The sequence below is a fragment of the Rhodopirellula sp. MGV genome (assembly GCF_002251265.1).
Taxonomy (GTDB): Bacteria; Planctomycetota; Planctomycetia; order Pirellulales; family Pirellulaceae; genus Stieleria; species Stieleria baltica_A.
This window is the reverse complement of the sequence record NZ_NPDI01000028.1, coordinates 238,756-259,463: the sequence shown is the minus strand read 5'-3', so window position 1 is coordinate 259,463 and position 20,708 is coordinate 238,756. Positions and strand designations below refer to the sequence as shown.

Sequence of the window (20,708 nt, the reverse complement as noted above, 5' to 3'; positions counted from 1 at the left end):
CGCCGAGGAGTCTCACATGAGCACAATGATTGACACCACGTCCACACGGCGTCATGACCTGGATGCGTTGCGCGCGATCGCGATGCTGCTGGGCATCGTCCTGCACGCGGCCCTCTCGTTTTCACCGGTCCCATGGACGGTCAACGATAGCCAGCAAAGCGATGCGTACTATGTGTTGTTCGCTGTGATTCATGGCTTCCGGATGCCGCTGTTCTTTTTACTCAGTGGTTTTTTCACGGCAATGATGTGGCGCAAACGAGGGCTCGGCGGGCTGATCAAACAGCGACTTAAACGAATCGCGTTGCCGTTGTTCCTTGGCTGCCTGACCATCGTTCCTGCGATGTGGGCCGTTGGCACACTTGTACGGCAACCGTCTCCCGTGGCGACGCCGGCCGCCGAGGTTTGGGAGTCACTTGTTGCTGGCGATGTAGAACGCGTCCAAGATGCGATCCACGATGCAAAAATCAAAGTCAACGCCGTCAGCCAAGATGGCGCGTCCATGTTGACCGTCGCCGTGTTCCTCGGTCACACCGACATGGCACAAATGCTGATCGAACACCACGCCGACGTCAATCAACGCAACCGGGATCAAGGCACTGCCCTACATAGCGCTGCGTTTGTGGGAAGAGCAACTGCGGCGAACATGCTTCTCAGCGCCGGTGCGAACGCTGACGCAGTCGACGCTAATGGGCAAACACCGAAAGACCTACTCAAGATTGACTTCGGCACCACCAATTTCATCGCGTCTTCCTTTGGAGTTTCACTAGAAGAAGAAACGCTAAAATCGGGCCGAGCCGAAATCGCGAAACTTTTTGGTACGGAAGACTACCTCGGTTCCAACAACTCCGCCGCGGCCGGGCCAGGAATTGAAGCACTCGAAGGCTTGCTGTTTCGCTTGCCGTTCTTCATGCACCTTTGGTTTCTCTGGTTCCTGTGCTGGTTGGTCGCCGCGTTCGTGATCTACGCCGCAGTCGCTGACCGACTGAAGCTCAATAAATTGCCACGGTTCCTAGTCAGTTCACCCGCTTGTTTGCTTTGGCTAGTCCCCCTGACGATGCTGCCGCAATCATTTATGGCACAAGGCACCTTTGGGCCCGATACCTCTGTCGGCCTATTGCCGATCCCAAGCGTGCTCGCCTACTACGGCATTTTCTTTTTCTTCGGTGCCCTGTACTGGGACATCGATGACCGAGAAGGCCGACTGGGCAGCGGCTGGTCGATCACGCTTGCACTTGCGTTGACCGTCGTGTTTCCAATTGGATTCGACATGGTCACGGGAACACTTGGGATCGTCCCCGATATCCAGGACGCCAGAATGAAATCACTCGTTGCCAATCTACTCGAAGCAACGTTTGCCTGGCTGATGGTGCTCGGATCGATCGGGCTTTGTGGAAAGCTACTCGCCGGAGAAAGCAAAGCGATGCGTTACATTTCCGATTCGGCTTACTGGTTGTACCTGATCCACTTGCCACTGGTCTTGTTGGCACAGTGGGCCGTCAAAGACGTCCAGCTGCCAGCCTTTGTCAAGTTTGCCGGCATCACGATTGTTGTGAGCGCTGTGTTGCTGGTGACCTACGAGTACGGTGTTCGATACACCTTGATCGGGCGCCTATTAAATGGGCCACGGCAACGACCAGCCGCGAAACCGATCGCCAGCCATTCGGCAGAGCCGGTGGGCGTCTAACGCAACCCGAAAATAGTGATCGCTACCAGGTTTCGGTTTCGCGAATCAAAAGGAACCAGACACTAGTGGCGATCGTCGCGGCTGACAGAATCGCGGCAACCACGACACGGACTGCCGTCGAGCGGCTTTTCAGAAAATAGTCGACGAACGCGATCACGCTGGGCAGGGACAAAAGCAGCGCGTACAGCCATAGCGGATGATCTTCGTAGGTTTGAAAACGGCCACCGGCAACCAAACACGCGGACCCTGCAACAACGATTGCGATCGACGTGGTGGCCAAGCGGTTGCGGACCAACAAGCCGCCAATCGTGATCGCCAAGGTCGCCGACGCCATCGCGAGTCCCCATTCGGTCAAGCTTGCGTAGGTGCTGGCTGCTAATGCGATCGGCCCACCGAGTGATGCCAATGCGACCAACAACACCCAACGCTCGGTTCCACGTCGTGCCATTGCATCAAGCGACCATGCATTGACAAAGATGCTGAGCATCAGCGCAACGCCAACCGGCCCGTGTACCGAATACGTGTCTTCCCAAGCTTCGCCGCGTGGCAGACAGAAGGCCGCCGTGGCGGCGGCAGCAATCGCCAGCAGAATGGGGGACAACGTTGATCTCGGCGAACCAGAAATGGCTTCACCGGTCGGGCTGCCGATAAACGACCAAGCGATCAGCGGCCAGATCATCAATGGCCACAAACAGTGATGCCAATATTCTGTCGGCCAGACTTGCCATTCTTGGCGAGCGGAAAGCGATACCGTGACAGCGGCCCACCAGCCGACACCAAGTACGACGGCACCGACAGCAGTTTTTGCGGAAGACGAGTCCGACCGTTGTAGCGACCAAGCCAAACCGAACGCGGCCGCGGCAATGATCGCTGGCACGCACAGACACCAAATCAAAACGGACTGGTCAAAGGTCAAAATCAATCATCCAAACAAACGGCTACTTCAAATCAAATCGAATCGCCAAACGCGATGCTGGCGATTCGAAATCACGTCGCTACTTACTTTTTCAGAACCAACTTGGCTTCGATTTTGACTTCGTCATCGATCTTACCTTGTCCGTAAGTCATGCCCCACTTGGTGCGATCGATTTTGAACTCAGCAACCATCAGAACGCCCGCATCGGTAACCTTGACCGTCGTAGGAACTTTTACTTCGACGGTCTTTCCAAGCATCGTCCACTTACCGGTGATGATTGCCTTGGAAACTTCCTCACCTGGGGTCACGTCGACTTTGGTGGATCCGAATTTGACCGTAGGGTATTTACGCACGTCAAAGAAATCGGGACTCTTCAGGTGGTTGGTCAATTTTTCGTCATCCGACCACATGCTTTTGGTATCGATTTCGATCGCGAGGCTGCTCGCACCTGGGTTCTCGTGATCGGCGTGAGCATGCCCCTTGAACTTCTTGAATCCGCCTTCATGGCTTCCGTCCGGCTTGGTGCCGACAAAAGCGATCGTGGAGCTGTCGGTATCAATTTTCAGCTCTTCGGCGGCAGAAGCGGTTGTCGAAACGGCCAGCAACATTGCGAGGGCTGCGACGAGTTTGGTTTGCAGGTATTTCATGGGTTTCCTAAGTACAGGAAGGGGGTAACCAGAGGACTGAATCGCGGCAACGCGTACCGTCGAGTCCCGAGTATAGCAATTCGCCAAGCCCCCTCCGTAGCACTGCAAGCAGGTTTAGACTCGCGGGGCTTTTTGCCAAGTCAGTTTGCTAATACTGACCAATGTGTTTTCCGACGACCAACCCGCTGACTATTTTCGATTTTTTTTGTCCTCGATCTTGTCGCGACAGCCAACCAGTCACTGCCAAGCGATCCCTTCGTTTTGCGGATCCCTTTTTTCACCTGAACGCAAAATCCGACCGACGCCTTTCGTATGCCAGCTCACGGACCAGCCCCCTACCAACTCTTCGAAATCTTGGTGCGGGAAAACTCTCGACTGCTCACCGCATACATCCGTTCGTCCGTCAGAGACCCCGCAACGGTGGACGACATTTGGCAGGAAACGATGCTGGTCGCCTGGCGGCGGATCTCCGATTTTGATCGCACCAAACCGTTTGGACCGTGGCTGCGCGGGATTGCCGCAAACGTGATCCTGGCCCGTCACCGCAAACAAGCTCCGTTCATCCAAACGGACGCCCAAACATTGGAATCACTCAGCTTGCGATTCGAGCGTCTGCAATCGCTCCAAGGCGACACGCTGGACGAGAAACTGCAAGCCCTGCGTGATTGTGTCGACGCACTTCCGGACCACTATCAATCGTGCATCAAACTGCGTTTCGCCAGCGGGATGAAACCGCAACAAATCAGCAACCAACTTGAACTCGCATTGGAAGCTGTCAAAAAAAGGCTCACACGCGCGAAGCAAAAACTAGCGACCTGTTTGGAATCCAAACTGTCGAGCTCACTCGAAACGACAAACACCTCCGTGCAGAGTTAGAGACGCAGAGATAGAGTCAATGAACAATCCAAACTTGCCGCAGGACGATCGCTTTGTGGAATCGCTGTTGATGGCGGCGTACAACGATGACCGGACAGCCGACGAGCAACGCATCTCCAACCTGATGTCCACCATCAGTGGCGAAGGGGACGGAGGTTCGGCGGTTTCATCCGATCAACAATCTCGACGAAGCCACCACAAAATGATCCGGCTGGCGATCGCGGCCGGCCTGTTGATCGCTGGCGGATTCTTTATGACGTCGCTACTGCGTACCGATCAAGCCAACGCGGCGATCCAACGAGCGATCAATGCGACCCCGCCGACTCGTGAATACCTGGTGCAAATGGTCAACCGATGGCCCGTCGTCGGACTACAACAGGTCAACGCACGACTTTACTTTGACGACCACAACCGATTCTGTTTGCATCATCCGGGACTGCTGCCGGGAGGAGAAATTTGGATTGGCGGTGACCGCCGTTCACGCTGGATTGTTCCGCCGATCGGTCCGATCGTTACGGGCAACGAAAACTTGATCGCATCCGCACTCAACGCTCGGAAACTGTTTTCGCACGATCTCGATCCTGAAGACCTTGATTCGCAAGGCCTTGGGTCACCGATGTTGCATCTGCAAACGGCACTGCAAAAACTTTGTCGCAACTATGATTTGGAGATGCTTTCGCCCCAGCGTATTGCCGACCCGAAGCACGACAACCAAACGATCCTTTGCGACCATGTAGTCGGCCGAAACCCGTCTGCCACGGGCAACTCTCCGATTCAGATTGACTTGTGGGCGAACCGCAAATCCGGTGTTGCCGAACGAATCGAAATCCGCTGGCGCGAAAAAGATTCGACATGGCTGCCGCTGCGTTGGGACATTCAACTGGTTGGGCATCCAGAGTTGCCATCGGATTGGTTCTCGCACGTCGGACATAGCGATGCGGACCGTCAACTGCTTCACGTCGAGAACAATTGATTCGACTGAATGATTCGAATTACGTGTCCTCGATCGATCTGAACAGACGCAATGAGTTAATGCAACAACTCATTACTTCTGTTAACGATTGGAATCATGCGATATCGATTCATCATTTGTTTGTTCGTCTTGGCCACCGGCCCGACAGGCCTGTGTTCCCTGCAAGCCCTGTTGGCGAATGAGCACATCGAGGTTGACTTTGATACACAAATACAGCCGCTCATCACCAAGCACTGTGCCGGTTGCCATCGCCCCGGACAGGTTGGCCCGTTTCCCCTACGCAACTACGACGAAGTCGCCGATCAAGCGTTGACGATTCAAGCCGTCATTGACGACGGATACATGCCGCCTTGGAAGCCTGTGAACACGGATGTCGAATTCGCCGGCGTCAGGTCACTTTCAGAATCGGAAAAAAAAGTGATCCGAACCTGGGTCGATCAAGGTGCGAAACCCTCAAAGCGAAGTCCCGGTGATGTGTCGCAGCCAACGGTGCTGACGGGGGAAACCAAGTGGTCGCTTGAAGAAACACTTGGTCCGCCAGACTTAGTCGTCAAAATGCCGCGTCCATTCGCAGTGCCCGCGGACGGACCCGATCTGTATCGATCCTTTATCTTTCCAGTCGCCCTGCCGAACGACCGCTGGATTAAAGCGATGGAACTGCGGCCTTCCTCACGCGGCGCGATCCATCATGCGTTGTTCTTTGTCGATCCCAACGCTCGCTCTCGTCAACGACTTGACCCTAACGGACAACCGGGATTTTCTGGAATGAGCTTCCTGTCGGTCGCCGGCGAAGGCATTCGCGGAATCACGAAAGGATTCAGCCGCGGACTCGGTGGCTATGTTCCCGGTTCGACCCCCAATGCCTTGCCAGAAGATTACGCCAGGCACCTACCGGCCGGAAGCGACATCATCATGCAAACGCACTTCCACCCGATCGGCCGACCATTGGAAGAACAGTCCGAGCTGGCCGTGTACTTCAGCGACCAACCTCCGGCAAATCAAATCGTTCCTGTGCAGATCCCGTCACTGTTCGGTATCGGTGCCGGAATCGACATCCCCGCCGGCGAAGCGGATTACACCATCGAAGATTCCTTCGAGCTTCCGGTTGACGTACGAGCCATCGAAGTCGGCGGACATGCACACTACCTTTGCAAAAAAATGTGTCTGACCGCGACGCTGCCCGACGGCCAAACCAAAGAACTATTGCGGATCGACGACTGGGACCTCGACTGGCAAGACCAATACATGTTTGCCAAGCCAATCGCACTCCCAAAAGCAACGAAACTGCATGTGCAATTGGTCTACGACAACACATCCGCCAACCCCAACAACCCGTTCTCACCTCCGCAGCGCGTTCGCTGGGGGCGACAATCCAACGACGAGATGGGATCGATGGTATTGAATGTCGCCGCCTATAACCCGCAAGACGGCGAAGTGCTGAAAACTGCGATCCAAAACAAGACCCGCCAAGCCATCCGCTCACGCGTTGAGTCACAAACTTGGTTGCTTCGTCGCCTTTCCGGCGGTCGCCCGCTAGGCGAAACGCTGATGATGCTGCTCGATCGCAATCGCGATGGTCAATTGCAAGCGAGCGAAATTCCGCAAGAACGCCAAAGTCAACTGATGAGCATCGGCGACCAGAACTCCGATGGAACGATCGATCACAACGAAATGCGGTCGCTACAACAACTGTGGTCAGATTTTGATGCGCCCACATCATCAGCGAATCCGATGCAGGGGGCGCAAGCGACAACGCTCGACGGATCCGCCGCTTCAGTCTTTCAACCGGGTAAGACAACGGTGGTCGTGTTTATCAAACAAGACTGCCCGATCGCGAATGCTTACCTGCCAGAACTGGAGTCGATCCGACGGGAGTACGGTGAGAAAGGCATCGACTTTGTCGCCATTCATTCCACCAGTGGCACGACGTTGCCAACGGTACAGGAACATGTCGATTCGTTTGCGATCAAGATGCGGGTGATGCTGGATGAGCAACAATCTGTCGCCAAGCTGCTCTCGGCAACAGTGACCCCGCAAGCCGTCGTCGTTTCCGAAAGCGGCGAGGTTTTGTATCGTGGCCGAATCGACAATCGCTATGAAGGCTATGGTAAGAAACGGCCAGCACCGACCAGTACCGAACTACGCGACGCACTCGACGACATCGTCTCCGGCAAAGAGGTCAGTACCAAAGAAACGCCCGCAATCGGCTGCATCCTTCGCATCCGCGATGACTCCTAACCGGCTGTTGGAACGAACGAACGGAAACGATATTCTCTGACGGATCCGTTCGTTTCCCGTCAATCGCGAGGGACGTCTCGACGATTTGCGGACTTCCGAGTCACTCGCGCTTGAACGGTTGTCGATGCCGAGTTGTGAGGAAGCGTAGTCGAGTTCAGCAACGCTGCGAAAGACATGCCGCCGCGATATGATTTCCGTTCACATTGTCCACCGCCGGATTGCAAGTCGATGAAACGCCGGCCCCTCCGGGGCGATTGCATGGTGAGTTTTTTAACCTCGGGGCTCCCACCCCGAGCTAACAAAGCCGGCCCCTCCGGGGCGAACGAGTCATGCTTCAATGATCGGCCCCAGCGGAACGACGGCCGAACACCTTGCGTGATTGCACTTCGGTTACCGGAAACGCAAAGGCACTGCACACTCACGCAGCAGCGGCAGGTTTGACTCCGGAGGAGTCCACGTCGGTAGCTCGGGGTGGCAACCCCGAGATTGCGACGCGAACCAGATACTCGCCCCGGAGGGGCCGGCGGTGCTTCGCTCAGGAATTTCAGATTGATTCGGATCGCAGCACCGACCAACTCAGCAGCGGCAGGCTTGACTCCGGAGGAGTCCACGACGGTAGATAGAGGTGGCAACCCAGAGATTGCAGCCACCGAAATGTCGACCGCGGAGGACGCAAGGAAACGCAGAGGATTCTGTGGATGCCAAGCTCAGCGGTTCCCGGCGTCCTCTGCGGTCCAACAGGTCCATTTGATCTTGCAAGCCGTACCAAACCCCATCCTTCTTGAGTCGGTTTGCCCTCTCACGCTGGGCTGCTGGTTGTGGTGCCAGTACGGCGGGGGCTCGCAAATCGACTGACTTCAGCCGCGGTCACGAAGTTGTTGCTTTAGGTTCGCCTCCATCGCAGACAACTCGTCGAGGCTCTTGCTACGCAATTGCTCGACAGCCGATTCTTCGACACCAGCGAGCGACTGCAGAACACGGACACGCCCAATCGCCTCTCCCTGTTCAACTCCTTGCTCTCGAGCAGCGACAAGTCTCGCCTCTTCGTCACGCTGCATCTTCAGACGCGATTCGTAGAACCTTCGTTCTTCGGGGTTTTTGGCGATCATTTCCAAGACTCCTATCGCTTCGGTAAAGACTGGATCAGGAAGCGTACGGTGCAATTCTTCCAAAGTGGAAGTCCCGGCAAAACGGAAAAAATGCATCCACTGCCTGATCGGGTCCGACGGCACATCATTATCTGCCTCCGGCATGTACTTGGGCAACTGTAAAAGATGGATTTGCAGGCAATCGGTGAGGCGTTCGCCGGTCTTGGAGCGTAGCTGAAAATCGAGATGTAGGCTGCCCGAGTCTCTGAACAGCAGCGCATCGAGAATGCAAATCCCGATCGATGGACGCAGGACTCGGTAGCTCTCTCCTTCGCCGAGTTGCTCGACCAGCTGGCTGGCGGCGTAGTACGTCAGCCGCTCAGCGAGCCCCGCAGCCAGCGTTGTCTGAATCTCAATGTCGATCAACCGGCTGTGATCGTCGGTTGCAAGAATGTCCAGAATCGACAGTTTGTCCTCGTCGAATCGCTTGCCGGCGATCGGATTGAGTATTTGCACCTGAGCGATTTTCGGCGCACCGCCGAGAACGGCGTTGAGGAAGTGAATCGTGATCGCAGGATGGTCCGGGCTACCGAGCAGCAGCTTGCAAGCAAAGTCGACACGCGGGTCGATTCCGATGACCATACTTTGCACTCCGTTACGATCGGAAAAACAGGCGGAGGGAACCAGGCGATCAATGTAGCCAATCGATCGGATTTCGGCACTCATCGAAGTCGTCGATAACATCGACAGCCCGCACCCAAAGTCACTTACGGCGAAGCGGCTGAGCCCAAATTCAAGCTAGAGCAACAACAGGCTCGAAACAGCCCGCGTCGTGTTTTGTGGGTGGTTTCATCCGGCCTGTCGCTTCTTCAACTCCTTTGCTGTTTGTCGCTAACGAATAACCAATGCAAGGTTTCGTCGTTGTCTTTATTTGCAGTCAACACCTCACACTGAACGAGTTCTTTAAGAAACCGAAACGCCGATGCTAGGTTTGCTTCCGGCGATTCCCAAACATCAAGAAAATCTTCCGTTGTAAAGGATGAACGGGTTCTAATTGAGGCCAATGCGTTGAGACCATTTATGCGATGTCTTAAAAGTTTCTTCCCCTGCTTGTGTAGCCAATTCTCATAACAAACCTTGATAGCTTCGGAGTTATCGCTTACGGACATCGAATCAATTGTCGTGTTTTGTGGGTGGTATCATCCGCCAATCAGCTGGACGCCCTTTTTCTACTCGCCAAAACCAGCCTCGTTTTTTGGTGATTTTATATTTGACTCTCCCCTTGGAGGAGGCCGTAGCATGGCTGGCATGTTCAGCATCGGCGAATTTTCGAAGATCACCGGACTGACGATTAAGTCACTTCGGTTCTACCACGAACAAGGCGTTCTGACTCCGAGTCACGTGGAAGCCGGCAGCGGCTACCGCTACTACTCGGAGTCGCAAATCGACCCTGCTCGGGTAATTGCGCAATTGCGCGATTTTGAATTCACCGTCGCTGAAGTTCGAGACATGGTCAGCGAACACAACGATGACGCAGACATCCTGGAACGACTCGCTTCGCAGCGCAGTGTGATCGAGTCGCGAATAAAAAGGGACCGCGACATTGCTAGGTTGCTTGACCGAATCATCACCCATGAAACCGAGGCCACACGCACGATGAAACACTCCACTTATGCCGTCGCAGAAAAAGACATTGCCCCGTGTTTGATCGCCAGCATTCGCATGAAAGGTGCCTATCACGAATGCAGCAAAGGATTCGCGAGAATCGGTCGCAAGCTAGGACGCTTCATCCAAGGAAGCCCCATGCTGCTGCATCATGACACCGAATACAAAGAGTGTGATGCGGATTTCGAAGCGTGTATGCCAGTGAAAAAAGGCGATTCGACGGACGAAATCACCATCAAAGAACTGCCGGGTGGACGAGCACTCTCGCTAATGCACTTGGGACCGTACGAAGAACTCGGGCGATCCTATGAACGCATCATTTCTCACGCAAAAGAACACAACCTTCGCTATCACACGCCTACCCGAGAAATTTATCACAAAGGCCCTGGGATGATCTTCAAAGGCAACCCCAAGAAGTACCTGACAGAGATCGTTTTCCTAATCGAAACCGACGCAAGCTGAGGAAAAGGTGTCAGGCTGAGGAAAAGGTGTCAGGACTCTTTTTGCCAGCGTTGCTTTCTCCGCTGGCCGATTCGGACTTGGAGTTGGTGATTGGATGGCAGTTGGCCGTCAGTAAAGGAAGTTGTACGAGCCAGAAAACGAGTTCGGACACTTCATGCAACATTCGTCAATCCCCAACGACTCGCGTTCACGTCAACAACGATCGTAAGTCAACCGAATTGACCACGGGGGCAACCGGCGATCCTCGGAAAACACCTAACAGTGAAAACGATTCTAAACGGCAGAGCTACTCGCGTTGGTCCGCTGTCAACTTGGAAAGTTGAGCGACAATGTCGCTCGGTTCTCCGAATCGACAGCGTGCGTTTTGCTCCGCGACCTGGTGCCTCTGCGTGAGACTGGACAGGAGCATGGACTCGTCACTTCGTCCGCTACGGTTCCTGAAACTGAAAAAGCCCAGCGGTTGTTGCCGCTGGGCTTTTTGATTCAGTCGGGATGACAAGATTCGAACTTGCGACCTCAGCACCCCCAGTGCTGCGCTCTAACCAGGCTGAGCCACATCCCGATGGCTTACGTTGATCACTTTGGGGGGATACCAACGCTCGCTAATTTGTGAGGGACAAGCATAGCCTCATGCGACACCCTCGGCAACGCCAAATCATCCCATCCAACACCCCAATTCTGTGGCCACCCCGATTTTGCGGTTTTGCCGCTCTCTGGCGGGGAAAGGAGCAGACTTTCCATGTTCTCAGGCGGCAATTCGAGCTCATTTTCACGTTCGACTTCACCATTGGATTCTCCTTTTGAAGCCTCGTTGATCATCGCCGGTTCCAGCTCCATCGGCTCCGGAATCGTTCCGTCCAAGGCATCACGGATCTGCTTCGCCGTCAACGACAAACGGATTTCAACCGCATCGCATCCACAATCAACCGCCCATTGCCCCGCGTTCTCGATCAGCTCCCACGCCCGCTTATATTCACCTCGCGAATACCAAATCCGCGCCGATCGAATCGTACGGTCAACCGCCAGATCCATTCGCCCCGCGAACGAATAAGACTCCGCCGCGGCTTGCAGCACATTGGGAATCGCACGGTAGTGACCGATACACCGCAGCAATTTGGCTTCACGATCGCGATGTGATCCGGCTTGCAAGTACTCTTCTTTCACGTCATGGATCACGGCTGCGACGTCATGGCGATCGGCGTGCAACGCAAAGTCACATGACTCCGCCGTCAATTGACACGCCACGGCAAGGTGGTGCTCGGCCTCGCCGATACGAAACTCCTTGGCCGCGATCCGGGCCCGAGCCAATTCGATCCGTGCGCGATAGCCCTGTTGGCACTCGACCTTGGCTCGGTTCTCTTTGATGTGCTTGCCAATACAAGGAATCGGCGCCGCACAACAATCACGCTGCGATTCGCTGCAGCAGTCTTCGGACGGTCCACACAGACAACAAGTATCAACAATCTCGCAAGGCGGACAGGTTCGCGACGCATTGCTGACGAAACGTTCTGCGTCTGTCAGCCGAGATTCGCTCATCGCGATTTCCGCAGACAACAGCCACGTATTTCCCGTCGAAGCACCTGCACGACAGAGTTCGACACGTGAATCGACGAGCCAATCGGAAGCCGCCGCGAGCTGGTTTTGACTGACCAGGCAAGCTGCCAAATTGTACGCCGCCGTGCCAGATTCGTATGGGTCATCGGTGGCCCAGGCACGGACCAATGCTTTGCGATAATACGACTCGGCTTGATCGATCCGTCCTTCGTGAAACGCTTCATGCGCATTGGCGACGTAGCGATCGACTTTTTTGTCTTCGACAACGATCTGCTTCGGAGTCGACGCACAGCCAACCCAATGACAGACCATCAAGGGACAAAAGACGACAACGGACAACCAACCACGGCGATGCATCAACGGACACCTCCACCGTGAACCGAAGATGGCGACACCTGTCGGTTCTGCTGTTGCTTGTTTTGATAACGACGAAGCAACCAATGATCATTGATGTCGCCTACCAAATCCTGCGCATCGTCAACGGTCTCGTTGATCCGCTCCGTCGTGCCCGGCAGGTCGTTGGCTTCGCTGCGAACGATCCGTACGACGTCACGTGTTTCCTCAGTCAGCTTCTGAATCCGCACCGCGGTGTCGCGTAGCGTTGCCAAGGTTTCAGCGATATCCGAAGTCGTCTGTTCGGCGTTTTGACCGATCCCGGACGCGGCATCACGCACTTTTTCGGCAGCTTCCGTCGCAGCGATCGCAGAAGCGTTGATGTCTTTGAGAGTTTGACGAATTTCGACGTCTACCATTTGATCGACGCGCCGCGTCAGCGTTGACAGTTCGGCTTCGAGGTTGATCGTTGTCTGCCGAAGCTGTGCAAGTGTTTGTGCCGCTTCGGGTCGCAGTGCTTCGCTAGTCGCACGGACCGAATCGAAGGTGCGTTCGCCGGCTTCAAGTGCCGGGTTCAAAGATTCCTCAAGCGAAACACTGATGCGGTCTGCAGCCCCGGCAACCGCTTGGCTGGCTTCCTGGACGTTGATCGCGGTGTTTTCGACCTGATCGTCGTCCTGTTTGAAATACGGAATCGATTCACCAGGCTCGATTGGCTTGGCCGGTTGAAGTGGGTCTCGCAATGTAAATCCAGGCGCACGGGCGATGCGAATCACCGGCGGGCCAATTCCGTACTTGCGATCCAGCTCTACCTGCGATTGTGAGGTAATCAGGTCGCTACGGCGTGAATCAATTGCCAGAGTGATCCGCACCAAACTGGTCCCATCAACATAGCTGAGTTCATCAACTTCGCCGACCGTTTGTCCCAGAATCAAGACTTCAGTCCCGGTACGCAATTGGCTTGCAATGTCTTCGGTCACCTCGATATAGAAGCGGTCTTTGCGGATCGCGATCCGAGTGATCAGTCGGACGGATACGATCACGCACAGGATCATCACCACCATCAGAAACAGGCCAACGATCTTGTTGGCATACCGCAGTCGAATTGGTTCGTTCATTGTCTTGCCCCCTCGCCTGCGATCAAGTGTTTGCCGCGTACCGACCAACGAATGACCGACCTCACAAAACCGTAATCCTCTTGTCGATCCGATTCGGAGAACACCAAAATCGCGGTCCCGGCAGAGCGAAATTCTTCAATGATCGAAACGATCTCTTCATGCAAGCCTTCGATGACATAGTGCAATGGTCGTTCCAAAATCAGCAGCTTGGGATGATTACAAACCGCGCGAATCCATTGGCAGACCTGCAAGATCGAAGGTTCGACAAAGCCGGGTCGGTTTTGCATCGCTTGGCGAACCAAGCCGGCACGCGGACCCGACAAACGTTCGCTCCACTTGCGTACCTGCTGCCGCGCAAAAGATTCTGGCACACCATGGTGCCGCATCCCAAGTAGGACGTTGTCCCATACGGTCAGGCTTTTGATCCACGCGGACCCAGTGAAAACACGACCGATTTGGCTTCGCAACATGAACTGCCGTTGATAGTCACAGCTTCCCCACTCGCACCCCATAAAACGAATGGTCCCGAGCTCGGTCGGATACAACCCCAACATGGCTGAAACCAGATCACGAGGATCATGGTGCTGCCGCAATGCGACTTGAATAAAGTCGCCAGGTGAGATTGATCCACTGAATCGATGCATGCCGATCGACGTTTCGCCGGCACCGCTGAAGATGACGTTGTCGAACTCCAAGGTCGGTGTCGATTTTTGAGCTGTCGATTTGTGACCGGTGTTGCCCGTTTGGCTCATGTGTTTACCCGAACTTGAACACGAGGAGCTTTTCGTAAAACACCACCGATAGGATCGCGGAGATCGCAAAGATCGCCGTCAATGCACGGATGCCGGCACGGCTGGCAACTCGCGGCACGTCGGTCAAACGTCCACTCGAACGGACGCCTTCTAAACAACAGATAACCCCAGCGAAGCCGCCGGCGACGAATGTTTTTGAAGTGAAAAAGACCAAATCGCCACGTTCGAAGTTACGTGAAATTTCGCCGTAGTATTCGTTCCACGTTACCCGGATCGCGCCGACCGACGAACCGATCAGGTACCCAGTGACCATGATTGTGATAGAGATGATGATTGCCAAACAGAAGACGCTTAGCATCACCGAAATCACGCGTGGCATCACCAAGAACGTCATCGGGTCGACACCTTGTGAATCGAGCACTTCGACTTCCCCGTCGGCGTGCATCGTCGCTAGCTCGGCACTGATCGCGATTCCACTTCGCCCGATCACAACAAGACAGGCCAACAGGGGCGCGATCTCACGCACGACGGATCGCCACAGGATCGGTGCAACTTCTGAAGTCGACAGACCGGCGGCATCGATCCACATTTCCGCTTGCACGATCCCCATCACGCCAACGACCGCGGCGAAACGCATCGCGGCGGGAATCGAATCGACGGAAGTGAACAGCATCTGACGGGCAAAGACGTTGCGGACGGGCGGAGTCCAGCTTTGGGGGCGGAACGCCAAGAAAATCGTCGCCGACAACACTCCGGCAATGTCAGCGATCTGGTGACAGATCCCGATCAAAAACGCACCCAGTTGCTCACACGTCGCCCAGAAAACATGCAGGGCAAAGTCGAGTGTGCGACGCAATCGGCTGGCAGATGGAACGGTAGATTGGCTCACGGCCGGAACAACAACGGTGACATTCGGTCCAACGACAAAAAACGGTATCACTGTTTTATTCGGTCTCGAAGCACGCCAGACTTCCCGACGACCGGACCAGCCCTTTCAATCGGACGGCGACAAGATGTTGCGACCGGCGCAACCGTCACGATCGGAACAGCGGCCGGTCGTGAAACTCGCATGGTGCGATCGCATCTCCCTCGACAGAAACCGCCCTGCAGTCTCAATCGGTGGGGGCTACCGCCGGTGGGGCCCGTTTTCGGATCGCCAGTATGATGGCACAATTGGGCAAAGTTCACCGCAAGTGATTTCCGTTCCGCCCAGCTTTTCCCCACGCCGTATCGACGACATGACCTTCGCCACACGACTCGCCCAAGCCGTCCAGAAAACCAAGTCAGTGACCTGTGTCGGGCTCGATCCACGCCAAGCGTCGCTGCCAGCGCCGATTCGTGATGCGGTCACCAACGATCGCCCCGATGAATGGGCAGCAGCGTACACGCAGTTCTGCATGGAGATCATCGACGTGGTCGCGGGGATGGTTCCGTGCGTGAAACCACAAGCCGCCTTTTTCGAACAACTCGGGCCTGCCGGGATGGTGTCACTTGGCGAAGTCGTCGCGTACGCCAAAAAGAAAGACTTGTTGGTAATCCTGGACGGCAAACGTAATGACATCGGCAGCACCGCGACCGCGTATGCCGACGCCTACCTGGGAACCGACAGCCCCTGGGGAAGCGATTCGTTGACCGTCAGTCCTTACCTTGGACGCGACAGCATCGAACCGTTTGTTGACGTTTGTGACTCACGTGAAGCCGGCATTTTCGTCTTGGTCAAGACTTCGAACCCGGGCGGCGGGTTGCTGCAGAACCGCGAAACGGACGGCCAGACCGTTTATGCTCGCGTCGCAGAATTGCTGACGGAAATCAACGCGGAACGCCTGGACGAGATGGGCTTCGGACCTCTCGGGGCCGTTGTCGGTGCGACGTACCCTGAAGAACTCGCGATATTGCGTCAAGCGATGCCGCACAGTTGGATTTTGATCCCCGGTTTTGGCGCGCAAGGCGGCGCCGCCGATGACGTCAAAGCAGGTTTCCTGGACGGCGGACTCGGCGCGGTCGTCAATAGCTCGCGGCATATCATCTTTGCTCACAAGCGTCCTGAATTCGCAGAGAAGTTTGGCGACGCAAAATGGCAAGACGCGGTACGAGCGGCCACAGAAGAAATGAACGCGGCGTTGAACTTAGTCGACTAGCTTCGCCTTTTTTCGTGGAAGGCAACGATTCGTTCTCGCAGCGTTTGTCAAGCAATAAACGCTGCTAAGCAGCGGACGAGCGGATCTGCTCCAATCCCTGTTCGGCGCGGGTGAGTCCGCGACGGCGGACGAGTTTGCGAATGTTGTGGTTACGTTGCCAATCTTCTTTGGTCACGTAGCCGCGTTCGTGTTCGAGGTGAAAACAAACTGCTCGGTGCCGGATCTGCATTCCGATGACGCCAGCGTTTTCCAGACGCTCGCCCAGTTCTCGATCTAGCCCGCCGTAACGCATTTCCATGTTGAAACCGTTCGCATAAACCACGTCGTCCTTCCAAGCTGACGAGTTGTGTCCATTGAACGTCGGACGCGTCGTGGTCGCCATGTCCAAGAAGTGTGCCAACCCAGGCCGGTTGCGAATCCACAACCACTTCTTGGAAACTTGATGCCCGTGGTCTTTCAACCATCGCATGTCGGTGAACTGTTCCAGTTCGAGTTGTTGATCGAGAATTTGGTCGGTGACCGGGCGATCCAAGCGAAAACAGCCGCCGGATAAAAACCGGCCATGCGTCGCCAAACTCAAGTGCGTTTCAACAAAGTTCGACTGGGGAACGCAATCACCATCGGTAAAGATCAGGTATTCGCCACGAGCATTGTCGATTGCGCGATTCAAGATCCGTGTCTTGCCGAACCCTTGATGTTCCTGCGTGACGTACTGGATGGAGATATTTGTTTTGGCCGCGAAGACGTCGATGACTTCGCGTGTTTCGTCGGTTTGGCCGTCTTCGCCAACAACGATTTCGAAATCACGGCAGGATTGATTTGCGAACCCCCACAGCACTTGAAACAGGTACTTGGGGGACCGAAACGTGGTCATGATGACAGACGCTTCGGGGGATTTCGATTTGGTAAGCGATTCCATTCGACTCACTCGAGCACGCAATTTGGGTGATTTTCAGCGGGAGTAAACCAAAATGTCACATCACAAGTAAAGGTCGATTTCCATGCGAAAGAGCGGCAATTACTGGCAGCTGAACGGTTGTGACATGGGCCCGAAGGGTGGTCGTTGGCCCAGACCGCAACCGCGTGACCGTGACATCATGATCAGACGATCGATTACGATTGGCGTCCAGCCTGCAATACCCTTCCCGGAACGCCTCCCGCCAATCCTGCCCGCCCATCGACACACCATGAATCCACTGACAAAGATTTTATTGCTTGGTCTATTCGTCGCGACCTCGTTCGCTGACCTGTCCGCCCAGCAAACGCCGGCAGTTCCCCAGACCGTCGAAGCCACTCGGGCATTCATTGACGACGAAGCCCCGGGCTGGGTTTCACTGACCGAAGCCGACTTTGCGGCAGTCAACAGTGATCCAGACACCTGGAGTTGGCACGAAGGCGTGATGCACTGCACCGGATTGCCGGTCAGCGTGATCGCGACCAAAGACCAATTCGAAAATTTTGAAGCGGTGATCGAATGGATGCACGAAAAGCCGGCAGGAAACTCGGGCATGTTTGCCTGGGTCTCCCCCGAATCGCTCGCCAAACTTCGTGCCGAAGGACAACCGGGACTGCCTGACGGGATCGAAATTCAAATGCTGGACCACGGCTACACCGACAAGATCAAAGCCCTTGGGCAAAGCACCGAATGGTTTGGCACCAATGGTGACGTGTTCGGCGTACGCAAACCCTTTACCCCCTTTCCGCCCACGTCCCCCAATGGCAACCGCAGCTTCCCTCGCAAACACCTTTGCAACGGACATGGCGAATGGAACCACTACTACGTGCGAGCGATCAACGGTGAAGTCCGACTGTGGGTCAACGGCGAAGAGGTTTCAGGTGGCAATGGAGTCACGCCAGCAAGCGGCCACCTGTGCTTGGAAAGCGAAGGCTCACCGATTCAATTTCGCAAACTTCGTGTTCGTCGCCTGCCATAAGCATCCTGTTGCCTCTTGATTAACCGAGCCATGTATCGATTCGTATTCTTTATCGCGGGCATCGCCTTGTCGCTTCATGCAACGAGGTCCTATGCCGCCGATCCGCCCCAAGCCTCACGTCCGAACGTTCTGATCATCTATGGTGACGATCAAGGCTCGATCGACATGGGCTGTTTCGGTGTCGATGATTTGAAAACGCCGAACATGGATCGACTCGCCAGCCAAGGGCTGCGATTGACCAAGATGTACTCCGCCGCGCCCGTCTGTTCGGCCAGCCGAGTCGGACTGTTAACGGGGCGTTACCCGGCGCGTGCCGGACAACCGGGAAACGGTGACCTTCGCGCGGACGAGATCACCATCGCAGAAACGTTCGCCAAGGCGGGATATCACACCGGCCATGTCGGCAAATGGCACTTGGGCCGCGAGACGAACACGAATCCAAGTGGTCAGGGATTTCAAAGTTGGTTCGGTCACCTCGAAGGATGTATCGACAACTACTCGCACTTTTTCTTCTGGGCCGGCCCCAACCGCCATGACCTTTGGGACAACGGCAAAGAGATCCAACGCGGCGGCGAGTACTTTCCACGTTTGATGGTTGACCGCTGCAAATCGTTTATCGACCAAAAAGGGAAAGAACCCTGGCTGCTTTACTGGGCATTCAACGCGCCGCATTACCCCTACCAAGGTTCTGCGAAGTGGCTGGCACATTACAAGGACCTACCTACGCCGCGCCGCGAGTACTGTGCATTCACTTCGACGATGGACGAATACATTGGCGAAGTGCTCGACTACCTGGATGAACAGGGCCTCGCCGAGAACACGATCGTGATTTACCAACCCGATCATGGGCACAGCACCGAAACACGTGCGTTCGGCGGCGGCGGAAACGCTGGCCCCTACCGCGGTGCCAAGTTTTCGTTGTTCGAAGGCGGCATCCGCGTGCCCTCGGTGGTCCGCTACCCTGGACGTCTGCCGGCCGGTGAGACACGCACACAGTTCGTCACGGCATGTGACTGGTTCCCGACGCTTTGCCAATGGTGCGACGTTGCTCTGCCGAAAAACCAACTTGATGGCGTGTCAATTGTCGATGTGCTGCAAGACAATGCCGACGCACCTCGCGAACAATTCTATTGGCAGATGGGATCAGGCAACGGCGCCCAGTGGGCGGTGCGTGATCAACAATGGAAACTGATCGGCAACCCACGTGACACAACACTGCCTCAGTCAAAACAGATCGCCGGCGGTAAGCTGAAGGATCCGTTGTACTTGGTCGACCTGCAGGCCGACCCAAGTGAACAAACCAACGTTGCTGATCAACACCCCGAGATTGTGAAACGTCTACAAACGATAAAAGACCAACTCCAAGACGGCTTTTAGCGTTTCAGTGACGCCAACGCCCTCGCAAGTAAAACCACACCGCGCAAGACGATCATCAATCGTGTTGCCTGGACTCCAGTAAGATTTCCCGCTTGAATCCTTTCGATACGCCATGCCCCTTTGCAGAATCCCTCGTGCTGACGGAACCGCCCAATACGCCTACTACCGCGATGGCAAAGTCAGCCCCATCGAATCGCTTAACGATCAGAACTTCTTTGCTTTGGCGGTCGAAGCCGCGTCCAAAATTGACAACGTCGGTGATGAGACCTTCGCCGATGCTCCAGCAGTCCTGCTGCCACCGACACCAACGCCAGAAAAGATTTTCTGTATCGGCCTGAACTATCGCGACCATGCGATCGAAACCGGCGCCGCGATTCCCACCGAACCCGTCGTATTCAGTAAATTCAACACGACGCTGGTCGGTCATGGACAAGCGATCGAACTGCCAACGATTTCATCGAAGGTCGACTACGAAGCAGAACTGGTTGCTGTGATCGGCAAAGAAGGGAAAAACATCGCAGCCGATGAAGCCATGCAGTACGTCTTCGGGTACACCTGCGGCCACGATGTATCCGCACGCGATTGGCAAAAAGGCCGGCCTGGTGGGCAATGGCTACTCGGGAAAACATTTGACACGTTCGCTCCCGTTGGCCCCTGTGTTGTCACCACGAAGGAACTGACCGATCCATCGGATGTTCGCGTCCGCATGGACCTTAACGGCGAAACCGTTCAAGACAGCACGACGGCTCAGTTGATCTTCGATATCCCAACCGTCGTCGCGCACCTGTCAAAGTTTGTCACGCTGAAACCCGGTGACCTCATTTTCACAGGAACGCCCCCGGGTGTCGGCGATGCGAAGACACCACCGGTCTACTTGAAATCCGGTGATACCTGCCGCGTGACGGTGGACGGGATCGGTAGCTTGTCCAATCCCGTAACAGACGCCTGATCCA

Annotated in this window: 17 protein-coding genes and 1 tRNA gene; 9 read left to right on the top strand and 9 right to left on the bottom strand. The window is 55.4% G+C overall.

Annotation, left to right across the window (positions count from 1 at the left end):
- Window positions 1-16: 16 nt before the first annotated feature.
- Window positions 17-1,684: an acyltransferase family protein gene (locus tag CGZ80_RS09985; protein ID WP_094413855.1), complete on the top strand. Its 1,668-nt coding sequence runs from the start codon at window positions 17-19 to the stop codon at window positions 1,682-1,684.
- A 22-nt stretch (window positions 1,685-1,706) separates the two neighbouring features.
- On the opposite strand, the gene CGZ80_RS09980 is transcribed toward CGZ80_RS09985, so the two are convergent.
- Complete coding sequence (locus CGZ80_RS09980) at window positions 1,707-2,606, bottom strand: hypothetical protein (RefSeq protein ID WP_094413853.1); 900 nt, start codon at window positions 2,604-2,606, stop codon at window positions 1,707-1,709.
- A 77-nt stretch (window positions 2,607-2,683) separates the two neighbouring features.
- Window positions 2,684-3,247 carry a YceI family protein gene (locus CGZ80_RS09975; protein WP_233148339.1) on the bottom strand — a complete coding sequence of 188 codons (564 nt, stop codon included), beginning with the start codon at window positions 3,245-3,247 and terminating at the stop codon, window positions 2,684-2,686.
- 312 nt (window positions 3,248-3,559) lie between these two features.
- Here CGZ80_RS09975 and CGZ80_RS09970 point away from each other — a divergent pair, with 312 nt between their 5' ends.
- The 3 genes from CGZ80_RS09970 (at window position 3,560) to CGZ80_RS09960 (ending at window position 7,334) form a co-directional block, all read left to right on the top strand.
- Window positions 3,560-4,123, top strand: a complete 564-nt coding sequence (locus CGZ80_RS09970; RefSeq protein ID WP_094413852.1) for an RNA polymerase sigma factor — start codon at window positions 3,560-3,562, stop codon at window positions 4,121-4,123.
- A gap of 19 nt (window positions 4,124-4,142) precedes the next feature.
- Window positions 4,143-5,096, top strand: a complete 954-nt coding sequence (locus tag CGZ80_RS09965) for a hypothetical protein (RefSeq protein ID WP_094413850.1) — start codon at window positions 4,143-4,145, stop codon at window positions 5,094-5,096.
- A 96-nt stretch (window positions 5,097-5,192) separates the two neighbouring features.
- On the top strand, window positions 5,193-7,334 hold the full coding sequence (locus CGZ80_RS09960) for a redoxin family protein (RefSeq protein WP_094413848.1): 2,142 nt from the start codon (window positions 5,193-5,195) through the stop codon (window positions 7,332-7,334).
- Between the two features lie 857 nt (window positions 7,335-8,191).
- Here CGZ80_RS09960 and CGZ80_RS09955 read toward each other — a convergent pair.
- Complete coding sequence (locus CGZ80_RS09955) at window positions 8,192-9,148, bottom strand: Rpn family recombination-promoting nuclease/putative transposase (RefSeq protein ID WP_158222640.1); 957 nt, start codon at window positions 9,146-9,148, stop codon at window positions 8,192-8,194.
- Between the two features lie 573 nt (window positions 9,149-9,721).
- Between CGZ80_RS09955 and CGZ80_RS09945 the strand changes: the two genes are divergently transcribed.
- Window positions 9,722-10,549, top strand: a complete 828-nt coding sequence (locus tag CGZ80_RS09945) for a MerR family transcriptional regulator (RefSeq protein WP_094413843.1) — start codon at window positions 9,722-9,724, stop codon at window positions 10,547-10,549.
- 487 nt (window positions 10,550-11,036) lie between these two features.
- Here CGZ80_RS09945 and CGZ80_RS09935 read toward each other — a convergent pair.
- The 5 genes from CGZ80_RS09935 to CGZ80_RS09915 all read right to left on the bottom strand — a co-directional run bounded on the left by CGZ80_RS09935 (window position 11,037) and on the right by CGZ80_RS09915 (window position 15,195).
- A tRNA-Pro gene (locus CGZ80_RS09935) sits at window positions 11,037-11,111 on the bottom strand.
- Between the two features lie 14 nt (window positions 11,112-11,125).
- Window positions 11,126-12,463, bottom strand: coding sequence for a tetratricopeptide repeat protein (locus CGZ80_RS09930; protein ID WP_143543832.1), 1,338 nt, complete (start codon window positions 12,461-12,463; stop codon window positions 11,126-11,128).
- Complete coding sequence (locus tag CGZ80_RS09925) at window positions 12,460-13,554, bottom strand: MlaD family protein (protein WP_094413837.1); 1,095 nt, start codon at window positions 13,552-13,554, stop codon at window positions 12,460-12,462. Before CGZ80_RS09925 ends, CGZ80_RS09930 begins: the two co-directional genes overlap by 4 nt.
- Complete coding sequence (locus CGZ80_RS09920) at window positions 13,551-14,306, bottom strand: hypothetical protein (protein ID WP_094413835.1); 756 nt, start codon at window positions 14,304-14,306, stop codon at window positions 13,551-13,553. The genes CGZ80_RS09925 and CGZ80_RS09920 overlap by 4 nt, the downstream gene beginning before the upstream one ends.
- A 4-nt stretch (window positions 14,307-14,310) precedes the next feature.
- Window positions 14,311-15,195, bottom strand: a complete 885-nt coding sequence (locus CGZ80_RS09915) for an ABC transporter permease (RefSeq protein WP_094413833.1) — start codon at window positions 15,193-15,195, stop codon at window positions 14,311-14,313.
- A 349-nt stretch (window positions 15,196-15,544) separates the two neighbouring features.
- Here CGZ80_RS09915 and pyrF point away from each other — a divergent pair, with 349 nt between their 5' ends.
- On the top strand, window positions 15,545-16,444 hold the full coding sequence (gene pyrF, locus CGZ80_RS09910) for an orotidine-5'-phosphate decarboxylase (RefSeq protein WP_094414009.1): 900 nt from the start codon (window positions 15,545-15,547) through the stop codon (window positions 16,442-16,444).
- A gap of 64 nt (window positions 16,445-16,508) precedes the next feature.
- Here pyrF and CGZ80_RS09905 read toward each other — a convergent pair whose 3' ends face one another.
- On the bottom strand, window positions 16,509-17,363 hold the full coding sequence (locus CGZ80_RS09905; RefSeq protein WP_094413831.1) for a glycosyltransferase: 855 nt from the start codon (window positions 17,361-17,363) through the stop codon (window positions 16,509-16,511).
- 268 nt (window positions 17,364-17,631) lie between these two features.
- Between CGZ80_RS09905 and CGZ80_RS09900 the strand changes: the two genes are divergently transcribed.
- From CGZ80_RS09900 to CGZ80_RS09890, 3 genes are all read left to right on the top strand, one after another.
- Window positions 17,632-18,378, top strand: coding sequence for a DUF1080 domain-containing protein (locus tag CGZ80_RS09900; RefSeq protein WP_094414007.1), 747 nt, complete (start codon window positions 17,632-17,634; stop codon window positions 18,376-18,378).
- A gap of 30 nt (window positions 18,379-18,408) precedes the next feature.
- Window positions 18,409-19,755 carry a sulfatase gene (locus CGZ80_RS09895; protein WP_094413829.1) on the top strand — a complete coding sequence of 449 codons (1,347 nt, stop codon included), beginning with the start codon at window positions 18,409-18,411 and terminating at the stop codon, window positions 19,753-19,755.
- A gap of 112 nt (window positions 19,756-19,867) precedes the next feature.
- The gene (locus CGZ80_RS09890; protein WP_094413828.1) at window positions 19,868-20,704 is read left to right on the top strand and encodes a fumarylacetoacetate hydrolase family protein; all 837 of its coding nucleotides are present in this window, start codon (window positions 19,868-19,870) and stop codon (window positions 20,702-20,704) included.
- The last annotated feature ends 4 nt before the right edge of the window (window positions 20,705-20,708 follow it).